A 10,455-nucleotide genomic window follows, 5' to 3' on the forward strand; every position below is an offset into this window, starting at 1 on the left:
GTTATTTCCGATTTTAGCCTAGAAAATAGAAATGAAAACTTAAAAAACTATCTTAAGTTTCTAAAAAAGTTGCATCGCGAATAGGTCGCAGCATATAATTATGGTTGTGTTTTCTGTAATAATTGCGTTAGAAAAGAAGTTTCCCTTAACTTTTTGGAAATTAATATTGGCAATAAATTCAAATTGATTAAACAAATCATTTCTTGTATAATCTAGGCTGTAAAGTTGCCTTTTTTGTAATTCAAGCGAAGGTGTGTTGCTGTAACTAACTCGGTTATTAACAAGTATTAGATTTTGAAATAAGAAGGCTTCAGAATTATTCAACTGCTTATACCCCATTGATGCATTCAAACTTGCTAGGGTCGAAATACGGTAGGAAGCACTTAAACTGGGCTCAAAAATAAAATTCCGTTGTACATCATTTTGATTTGTAACATCATCATTTCTATTTTGCAACAAGTAACGAATGCTGCCACGAGGAGAAATACGCCACTTACCTTTGTTAAAATGATAATTAGTGGATAGAAAAATAGATTGTTGCACATAATTAAATCTATTTGCGCTATTCTGATTATTATCTGATATTAAATTGGAACTAAATGGATTTTCATCTAAAATAGATCCTAAATTAAACTCGTATTTATTTTTTTTGATAGCGCCAAAAAATTTAAAAGCCCCTTCTAAATAATTTTTTCTAAAAGCACTTTCTTGCGTATCAATTCCATTTCCTGAATTAAAAACTGATGGGGACAAAGCCAGTTTTTGGGGACGATAATTGGTAGCCTGATAAAATGAGCCTTGAATTGCTTTGTTTTCGCTTAACTTATTTGTCCACAGCAAGCGTTGCCTAAATAGTATATCCCTAGATGTTAAATTAGAACTAAACACATCCATTTCGTTTCTAAGAATATTGATTGGTGTCGTTATACTTTCTTCCTTTATTCTGGAGGTATATTCCAATGAAGAATTTTTGGACATAGTATATTTAATTTCTAAGTCACCTCTGTACTGTTCAGGCTTTTTAATAAGGGAAGTATAATCTGAGGTAGCAAAAGATTGATTGTTGATTTGAAATTGGTTTTCAACTAATTCATTCCTGACTATTCTATCCCTAATGTAATAACCGTTTGTTTTTATACTTAATTGTTTTCCTATTTTAAAAATGCTATTGAAATTACCGAAAAATTGGTTGTTAATATTCGCCCTTTCATTTCCCAGAGCACTAGAAAACATTGTTTCAGGTATTATTTTCGTGGCATTTATGTCCCGCTCACGCAATTCCTCTGGGTTTAAGTTAAAACCTGAATAATCAAATGGTGAAGTATTTTTCCCGATGGTATTGTAATTTAATGTACCAAATGATTTAAAATTTTTAGTGATTCCTAAAAGGGTGGCACTGTCATCATGCGCAATCTTTCCTTTATCGAAAAGACCTAATCCGGAGGTTATATCACCTGAAAAATCCAGCCGACCCTTTTTTAAGGTCAAATTCAAGGAAACCTTATCGTTTTGTTCTATTCCTTTAAGCAAAGCGTTTTCTGCATAATGATCGACCGCCTGCACTTGGTCGACCATATCTACATTGATGTTTTTGGTTCCAACTGTATAGTTGTACCCAAACAAATTATCACCTTCTAGTGTAACAGTCTCTATTTCTTTTCCCTTGTACTTTATTTTACCTGAATTAGGCTCTACAGTTATACCAGGCAACTTTTTTATGATGTCGTCTATCTTTCTTTCACTCCCGTCACGATATGCTTCCACATTATATTTTACAGTATCCTCAACTATTTCAAATGCTTTTTTCTTAGCAAGAATAACTACTTCTTTCAGATTTATTTTTTGCTCATTTAGTATCCTGAATTCTAGGTTATAATTCTTAAGCGGTTCAGGATTTTCTATTACTTGCGTTGGAATTACAAATCCGTTTACTTGTACCTCGACCACGATTGCAGTGTACTTTTTTTTAGAGAAATCGTAAAAACACCCTTTTTTACAGGAGTAAATTCCTGAATAAGTGTTGTGTTAGCAGCATCTTTAAACAACACATTAGCTGTATTGATAAGATTGTTATTTGCATCATACACACGACCGTTAATTATTTGCCCTGACACACTAAAACTCAGTAAAAACAAAACGAAGAAAAATCTTAATCGCATTAATATAGATAATTACTTATTTTCATTCATTATTTTTTTCATCACTTTATCCGCTTGATAGTCCTTATCATCTTCTTCAATATAGCGCTCCACTCCCATTCTTGCTGTGACAATATTTAATTTCTCTCCTTCTTTGGTTACATACTTACTTGCAGCTATGGCTTTTTCTTTATACAACAACTTAAATTCAGACCACGTTAAAGCTTTATCTAAAACAAAAGGATTTTCAGGTTGAGGATAATCTGGTTTTTGTTTATCTACAATTATCCCAGTGGCCTCCCAACTTACATAATCGTCTGATGCTTTTACCTCTAAAATAGCTCCAGGCAAACTATCGAACTTCCAAGGACCGCAAACTGGTAGTGCGGTAGTAAACCATGCTTTGTAATTCCTGCCTCTAAAAGTTGTAGTCGCAGCCTGGCAAGTATATCCTAGAATTGTTTTTGTTTCTTCTTTTATATCCCAATCAAAAATAGCTAAGGAATCTTTTTGAACAAAAAAACGAAAATTAATATTACTTTTTAAAAACATCTCATTTCTTGCATAATTCTTATACAAGGTTGAAAGATTTTTTCCTTTTGGCTTCCATTCAATTGCGGTAGAAGTGCTTGTGATATTCTCGATTTTAGGAGCTTTGTCTACCTCTTTATCATAAACGGCTAAGCCAAAATCTGGAAAAAGGACTAAATCGTATGCCGCCTTATAAGTGATATTTTTAGCAGCATTCCCTCGAACAACGTAATTGTATTTTAAATTAATTGAAGTAATAGAATCTTTTTGTGACCAAACGGTTGAGCAGACCATAAAAAGTAAACTTAAAACATAAAAATTTTTCATATAAACTAAATTTAATAGAGGCTTAGAAAAAGCCTCTACAGTAAACATTATTGCAAATATTACTCCGCTGCAGCGATGTATGCATCAGCTTTTTTTTGTGCCTTTTGAAAACAATCAGTTTGCGCAGTAATGCAATCACCAGCAGTTGCAGATGAAAACACCGTTGTTCTAAGTTCACCAAGATAGTATATTTCCGCATAGCAACTTACTGAACAAATATCTTCATCATTTTTAATAGTAGTCAAGGTTTCCACTGTTTTTTTAGAAGAAGCAACAGCTCCGTCGTCTACAGCTGTAGACGATTTGTCTTTTACTTCATTTGCAAAAGACATTGAGGTCACCAACAGAAATACCGCTGAAAATAAACTTTTTTTCATTTTACTTTAATTTTGTGATTAATAAATAAATCTGTTTGCAGACTGACTGCAATTACGGATGAAATATTAGATTAATTTGTTCCGCCTCGTTGATTTTACTTCTTTTTTAAAACATCCTTGCAAGGTTAGCTTATGATATTCGCGACTATGATTCAGCTAATGTTCTTTAAAATTTCAGGTCAACTTACTACGCAACAATTATTGTTGTTTCGTAAGACAAATATGAATGAAAAAAAAACTGATTTAAATAATTATTTTAAATATTAACATCAATTTAACAAGGTAAAAGAGTTTTATAAAAACGTAAAGATCTAATATAATAGCTTTTAATTTTTTGATAAAAAATTAAAATATGGTTTGCAATTGGTCTACATAACTTTGGAAAAACTAACTAGAAGCGCACTAAATCATATAATATTATACCATAAAAAAATCTCTAATTATTTTTAAAAATAATTAGAGATTTTTTGCGTTTATTATAAATAAGTAACTACAATTTTCTTGTAGATTCTCTTTCTTTCAACACCGTCTTAATCACCACGGTTTCATAAGGAATATCCTCTTCTTTAGATTCCAATCTGTCAATCAGTAATTTGGCGGCGACTTCTCCTATTTCAATTCCGTGCTGACTTACCGTTGTTAAACTAGGTGACAATCTACGAGAAGCAAGAATTCCGTCAGCAAAACCTATAATGGAAATATCTTCTGGAACTTTAAATCCTTTTTTGAGCGCGACACGCAAAGCTGCGACAGAATCATTTTCTTCTAAAGCGAAAATTCCGTCTATTTTGTTTTCAAAAATTTTCTCGATTTTCTCTTTTAAATCTTCTTCGGCATCCGTTCGAATAATAATATTTGAGTCAACTGCAATAGCATTATTTTCTAATGCCTTCAAATATCCGTCGGCTCTTAATTTACCAACACTTAAATTATCGATTGAAGACAATAAGGCGATATTTTTGCAGCCCAAATCAATTAAATGTTGTGTTGCATTTAGTGCTGAATCAAAATCATCAACAATTACTTTGTCACAATCAACACCTTCCGCAATTCGATCAAACATTACGATTGGAGTACCATCATTTATTATTGCGGAGAAATGATCGTAATCCTGATTTTTTTGTGCTTCCTCAGAAACCGAAACAATAAATCCATCAATGGTTCCATTGCTAAGCATTTCCAAAGTATGCGCTTCTTTCTCTGCAGATTCATTGGATATACACATGATCACATTATACCCTTTTTCATCCGCTACTTTTTCAATACCGCTAAAAACCTTGGCAAAAAAAGAATTCAAGATATTGGGAATAATGACCCCTATTGTTTTTGTTTTTCTATTTTTAAGATTGAGACCAATTACATTGGGTTTGTAATTTTTGAGTTTTGCATATTCTTTTATTTTCACTTTAGTTAGGTCACTTATTTCCGGACTATCATTGAGCGCTTTTGAAACTGTTGAAACAGAAACATTCAGTTCTTTTGCGATTTGTTTTAACGTAGCTTTAGCTTTCATAAAGGGATATTTATTGTAATTGATAAAGGAAAAATACCTACAAGATATAAATAATTAGAAAAATAACTATTTAATTGACAAAAATAGCATTTATAATAGAGAATTTAGGTTTAAAAAATCAGGAATAGTCAATAAAATCATAAAAAAAATCATGATTCCGGTAACTCCACTGCACGTGTACTAATCCAAAATTTGAAGATAGAAATTAATTTTAAATATCCATTTGATAATCAGTACTAAAACATGATAAAAATAATAGTTTAAGGTATTTGCATTTAAAATAATTAATTGTACTTTTGCAACCCCTTTATTGGGGATGGAATGTTTAATTAAAATAATATTATGGACGCATTAAGCTACAAGACACAATCAGCAAGCAAAGCCACCGTTACAAAAGAGTGGATTGTTGTAGATGCTGATGGGCATAACTTAGGTCGTATGGCTTCGAAGATCGCAATGATCCTTAGAGGAAAATACAAAGCAAGTTACACACCACATGTTGACTGTGGAGATAACGTAATTGTTATCAACTCAGAAAAAATCAACCTTACAGGAAACAAGATGAAAGAGAAAACTTACATCCGTCACACTGGCTACCCTGGAGGACAAAGAACTTTAACTGCTGAAGTATTGCAATCAAAAAACCCTGCATTACTAGTTGAAAAAGCAATAAAAGGAATGTTACCTAAAAACAAGTTAGGGGCTGAACTTTTTAGAAATTTAAATGTTGTTGTAGGATCAGAGCACAAACAAGGCGCTCAAAAACCTAGAACAGTTAACCTTAACGATCTTAAGTAATGGGAGTTATTCACAAAATCGGTAGAAGAAAAACCGCTGTTGCACGTGTTTATGTTTCGGAAGGAACAGGAGTAATCACTGTAAACAAAAAAGCATTCGAAACATACTTCCCAACTGCAACTTTACAGTACAAAGTATTACAACCGATGTCTATGACAGAAAATGTAAGCAACTTTGACGTTAAAGTAAACGTTTACGGAGGTGGTTCAACTGGTCAAGCAGAAGCTGTAAGAATGGCATTAGCACGCGTTATGTGTGAAGTAAATGCTGAAAACAGAGCTATCTTGAAACCAGAAGGTTTATTGACAAGAGATCCAAGAATGGTTGAACGTAAGAAATTCGGTCAGAAGAAAGCTCGTAAGAGATTTCAATTCTCTAAACGTTAATACTGGACTTCAATCTGAACTCGTTTCAGGTACTCAAGAACAGGTACTGGAATTAATTCAGTATAATTATTCTAAAGTTGCTGAAAAAATTTCAGCATAAATTTAAAAAACACAGTTGTTGTTGCTCTCCTACTGAGGTAGGAAATAGTTTAGCATCTAAATGCATATAGCCGGTAAACCGCCATTTATGCATTGCTAATCAACAGAACGTAAACTAGAACAAAAATGGCAAACAAAGTAGAAGTTAAAGACTTACTAGAAGCAGGTGTTCACTTTGGACACATGACTAGAAAATGGGATCCAAACATGGCTCCTTACATCTATATGGAGCGTAATGGTATTCACATTATCAATCTATATAAAACTGCAGCAAAAATTGAAGAAGCGAATGAAGCTTTGAAAAAAATCGCTGCATCAGGTAGAAAAATATTATTCGTTGCTACCAAAAAACAAGCAAAAGACATCGTTGCTGAAAAAGCAAAAGCTGCAAACATGCCTTACATCACTGAAAGATGGCCTGGTGGAATGCTAACTAACTTCGTAACTATCCGTAAAGCTGTTAAAAAAATGGCTACTATTGATAAAATGAAGAAAGATGGTACTTTCATGACTCTTTCTAAAAAAGAGCGTTTGCAAGTAGATCGTCTTCGTGCTAAATTAGAGAAAAACTTAGGTTCAATCGCTGACATGTCTAGACTACCAGCTGCATTGTTCGTAGTTGATATCAAAGCAGAACACATCGCAATAAAAGAAGCTCAAAAATTAAACATTCCAGTTTTCGCAATGGTGGATACTAATTCTGACCCAAGAGAGGTTGAATTCGTAATCCCATCTAACGATGATGCTTCTAAATCAATTGATAAAATTTTAACTTTGGTTACCGCTGCAATTGTTGAAGGACTTTCTGATAGAGGTTCTGACAAAGAAGGCGAAGCAACTGCTGAAGTTGTTGCTCCTGCTGAAACGGTAGCTCCTGCTGCTGAAGCTGTAGAAGTAGCTCCTGCTGTAGAAGCTGCTGCTCCAACTGCAACTGAAGAATAAAACAAAAAGAAATTCCAAATTCTAAAATTCCAAATTCCAAAAATTATCTCAGCAATGATTTAATTTATCAATTGGATTCAGGATTTCTGAATTTGGAATTTTTTATTAAAACTATTTTTTAATTTAAAATAAAAAAATTATGGCAACAATTACTGCTGCAGATGTAAATAAATTAAGACAAACCACAGGTGCCGGAATGATGGACTGTAAAAAAGCTTTAGTTGAAGCTGATGGAGATTTCGATAAAGCTATACAAAACCTTAGAGAAAAAGGACAAAAAGTTGCTGCTAACCGTTCTGACCGTGAGTCTTCTGAAGGAGCAGCTGTTTCTTTTATCAATGCTGACAAAACTAAAGGAGCAATCATCACTTTAAATTGTGAAACAGATTTCGTAGGTAAAAATGAATCTTTCGTTTCTTTAGCTAAAGAGTTAGTTGAAAAAGCGATTAACTTCTCTTCTAAAGAAGAATTTTTAGCGTCAGATTTCAACGGTATTACTGTTGCTGAGAAATTGATCGAACAAACAGGTGTTATTGGTGAAAAAATCGAAATCGGTGATTTTGAAATTTTAGAAGGTGCTTTTGTTGGATCTTACGTTCACGTTAACAAAATTGCTGCATTAACTGCTATTTCTGCTGCTGTACCTAACGCAGAAGTTCTTACTAAAGATATCTCTATGCAAGTTGCATCAATGGGAGCTGACACATTATCTTACAAAGATTTTGACCCATCTTTCGTTGCTTCTGAACTTGCTGCTCGTATTGCTATAATCGAAAAAGAAAATGAAGAAGCAAAACGTTTAGGAAAAACTTTAAAAAATGTTCCTAAGTATATTTCTTTCTCTCAATTAACTGAAGAAGTTTTAAAACAAGCTGAAGAAGATGCTAAAGCTGAATTAAAAGCTGAAGGTAAACCTGAACAAATTTGGGACAAAATTATTCCTGGAAAAGTACTGCGTTTCATCTCTGACAACACTACTTTAGACCAAGAAAAAGCGTTATTGGATCAAAACTTCATCAAAGATGACAGTAAAAAAGTAGGTGATTATGTTAAAGAATTCAAAGTTGAAATTACAGGTTTCAAAAGAGCTGCTTTAGGATAGATTACTATTTGATTTCCTATTATATACAAAACCCCATTTCAAAGTGATTTGAAATGGGTTTTTTTTTAAACTCATAAGGAGTAATTCACACCTAGCATCAAATACCCGGGACGAATTGACACTCTTGATTCTGTAAAAAAGCTTGAATTTAAGGTGTTTGACAATAACGTTGTCTGATTCAAATTTAGCATGTTGTTCCCATTAAAAACCAATTTCCAATTTTTATCCGCAACATACTGCACATTTGCATTCAGAAAAAATAGTTTGTTAGTAGCAAAACCAGAATCTTGATTATCCATTGTGAAACCCGCATCCCATTTTAACTTAGTCTTGTTTTTACCTCGAACTGACACTGTAATTTGATGATTTTGGCTCGTGTTACTAAAATTACTGATGCTTTGCGCTACCATTCTTTGAATAAAGTTGTAATCCACACCAAACTGGATATCTGATTTTCTAAAATTAGAGATCAGTTGCAAACGATTGGTAAGATTTTGAGTTACAAATTGATTATCATCACCATCAAATTGTGACAATCCTATCGATTTTAGATAAAACAAGGTCGTTTTAATAGAAAAGGGCACCCTTCTCAATTTTAAATCATACAAAGCTAATGCCTTTACACTTTTTCTATTTCTAGTTGTAATGGCACCGGTTTCTATAAAATCAGTATTGTATTTAGTATTATTCGAAATTGAATTTTGTTCTGTATCATAGGACAAAGTAGAAAAAAGTACACTTTGACTTTTTGGATTTACACTTAAAAATTGAAGTGAGAAACTGTTTTTAGGTAGTACTTGATTAAAATCAACTAAGCTTGGTTTGGCCACCGTTTGAAAATCAACTATGATATCGGTTTGTTGCACTTGATTCAAAGTAGGTACTTGATGATCCAACGAATAATTAAACGTAATTTTATTAATTCCCTTAAAATTGTACATTAAACTAAAGTTGGGTTCATATCTGGTCAATACATTTTGCGAACCTTGAAAATGACTGTTTGTTGCCGTTGTATTAAAACCCAAAATGGACTGCAATTTAGAATCCCAATTTTTCAACCATGAAAAATTGGTTTGCATGGATTGCCGCTCTAATTTTAAAGTAATATCAGTAGTATCGTTCTGAAAAACAGCAGTACTAAATCTGGACTGATGTGATAAAAAGTTTATTTTTAAAGAAAAAATATTTGACTTTTGGGCTTTTGTAAATACGTTGCTTACGCTAAAATTAATCTCTTTATTATTTTGATTTTGATTAATCGTATCCAGCGTGCTACCAAATAAATTTTGCTGAGAAAACAAAGCTACTTTTTGACGGTTATCATCAAAGGAATGCCGGGCTATGGCCTTATAATTAATAGTCTTAAAAAGCGTGGTTTGCACTTTTACAACATGAGCAAAATTAAAATTAGTATCGCTTTTAGTGTAGTCTAATTGGTTTGTTGCACGCAGTAAATCCTGATCATCTTCGTCTGCATTTGGCGTAAATCCAGCGACATAGGATATAAAAGTAGTTTTCGATTTATTAAACTCCCATTTTAAAGCACTATTATTGAGGCTGTAGCTTGCTGTTTTATTTTCTAAAAAAGAGAATCGGCTTTCCGATTCTCCAATATTGGTTTGAAGTCTTGCATTTTCCTCGATTATAGTCGCTTTGTTGAAAACATTCGAAAATGTAACCTTAGAACGCTTGCCTATTAAACTAGTATAATTCATTCCAATAAAGGCATTTTTCTTGTCCTTTATAAAAGCGTTGGGGTTTAAAAAGGTAGGGGTTTCAATAGATTTGAATTCCCCATTGTCACTATCCACTTCAGACACAATTCTCATTTCATTATAATCCTCCCTAGAGATTGGTGTTTTAGCAATCGTATTATAATCCGATATAACAGCAAAATTTCCTTTTTTGAAAAACTTAAATGAATTAGAATGAAATCGAAAAGAATTATTTATTCCACCAGCTGCCTCAAAATCCATGATCCATTTATTTTTATAACTGTCTTTTGTTTTCAAGTTTAAAGCTATTCCTTTCATGCTACCGCTGGCAGTTGCAAAACCCGAATAACTAGTTAACAGGTCGATTCCCTCAATCATGTCCGCATTTATATTTTGGGTAGCCACTTGATGTTTGTTCCCAAAAAACTCATTCTATGCTGCTCCCCAAAAAACGTACAACTTTTTGTGTGAATTTAAGATAGGATTAAAAACCTTAAATTAGCAGAATTATGTCAAGAACAAGAAGA

Annotated in this window: 9 protein-coding genes; 4 read left to right on the forward strand and 5 right to left on the reverse strand. The window is 32.8% G+C overall.

The genetic code is table 11. The features are described from left to right. Nucleotides 1–60: 60 nt before the first annotated feature. The 4 genes from BUC11_RS15745 to BUC11_RS15760 all read right to left on the reverse strand — a co-directional run bounded on the left by BUC11_RS15745 (nt 61) and on the right by BUC11_RS15760 (nt 4,886). Nucleotides 61–1,947, reverse strand: a complete 1,887-nt coding sequence (locus BUC11_RS15745; protein ID WP_073355607.1) for a TonB-dependent receptor — start codon at nt 1,945–1,947, stop codon at nt 61–63. Between the two features lie 224 nt (nt 1,948–2,171). Beyond that, nucleotides 2,172–2,996 carry a GLPGLI family protein gene (locus BUC11_RS15750; protein ID WP_175547769.1) on the reverse strand — a complete coding sequence of 275 codons (825 nt, stop codon included), beginning with the start codon at nt 2,994–2,996 and terminating at the stop codon, nt 2,172–2,174. A 59-nt stretch (nt 2,997–3,055) separates the two neighbouring features. After that, on the reverse strand, nt 3,056–3,373 hold the full coding sequence (locus tag BUC11_RS15755; protein ID WP_073355611.1) for a hypothetical protein: 318 nt from the start codon (nt 3,371–3,373) through the stop codon (nt 3,056–3,058). Between the two features lie 490 nt (nt 3,374–3,863). Next, nucleotides 3,864–4,886, reverse strand: a complete 1,023-nt coding sequence (locus BUC11_RS15760) for a LacI family DNA-binding transcriptional regulator (protein WP_073355612.1) — start codon at nt 4,884–4,886, stop codon at nt 3,864–3,866. 342 nt (nt 4,887–5,228) lie between these two features. On the opposite strand from BUC11_RS15760, the gene rplM reads away from it, so the two are divergent. The 4 genes from rplM (at nt 5,229) to tsf (ending at nt 8,213) form a co-directional block, all read left to right on the forward strand. Then, the gene (gene rplM, locus BUC11_RS15765) at nt 5,229–5,684 is read left to right on the forward strand and encodes a 50S ribosomal protein L13 (protein ID WP_066080505.1); all 456 of its coding nucleotides are present in this window, start codon (nt 5,229–5,231) and stop codon (nt 5,682–5,684) included. Next, nucleotides 5,684–6,070 (forward strand): 30S ribosomal protein S9, encoded by a 387-nt coding sequence (gene rpsI, locus BUC11_RS15770; RefSeq protein WP_066080508.1) that lies wholly within the window; start codon nt 5,684–5,686, stop codon nt 6,068–6,070. Before rplM ends, rpsI begins: the two co-directional genes overlap by 1 nt. Before the next feature lie 225 nt (nt 6,071–6,295). Continuing rightward, a complete protein-coding gene (gene rpsB, locus BUC11_RS15775) occupies nt 6,296–7,111 on the forward strand; it encodes a 30S ribosomal protein S2 (RefSeq protein WP_066080511.1) in 816 nt (271 codons plus the stop codon). Between the two features lie 139 nt (nt 7,112–7,250). Continuing rightward, a complete protein-coding gene (gene tsf, locus BUC11_RS15780; RefSeq protein WP_073355613.1) occupies nt 7,251–8,213 on the forward strand; it encodes a translation elongation factor Ts in 963 nt (320 codons plus the stop codon). A gap of 71 nt (nt 8,214–8,284) precedes the next feature. Here tsf and BUC11_RS15785 read toward each other — a convergent pair whose 3' ends face one another. Further along, entirely contained in the window at nt 8,285–10,306 is a 2,022-nt protein-coding gene (locus tag BUC11_RS15785) for a hypothetical protein (RefSeq protein ID WP_139259538.1), read from the reverse strand. Between the last annotated feature and the right edge of the window lie 149 nt (nt 10,307–10,455).

Source organism: Flavobacterium xanthum (assembly GCF_900142695.1).
Taxonomy (GTDB): Bacteria; Bacteroidota; Bacteroidia; order Flavobacteriales; family Flavobacteriaceae; genus Flavobacterium; species Flavobacterium xanthum.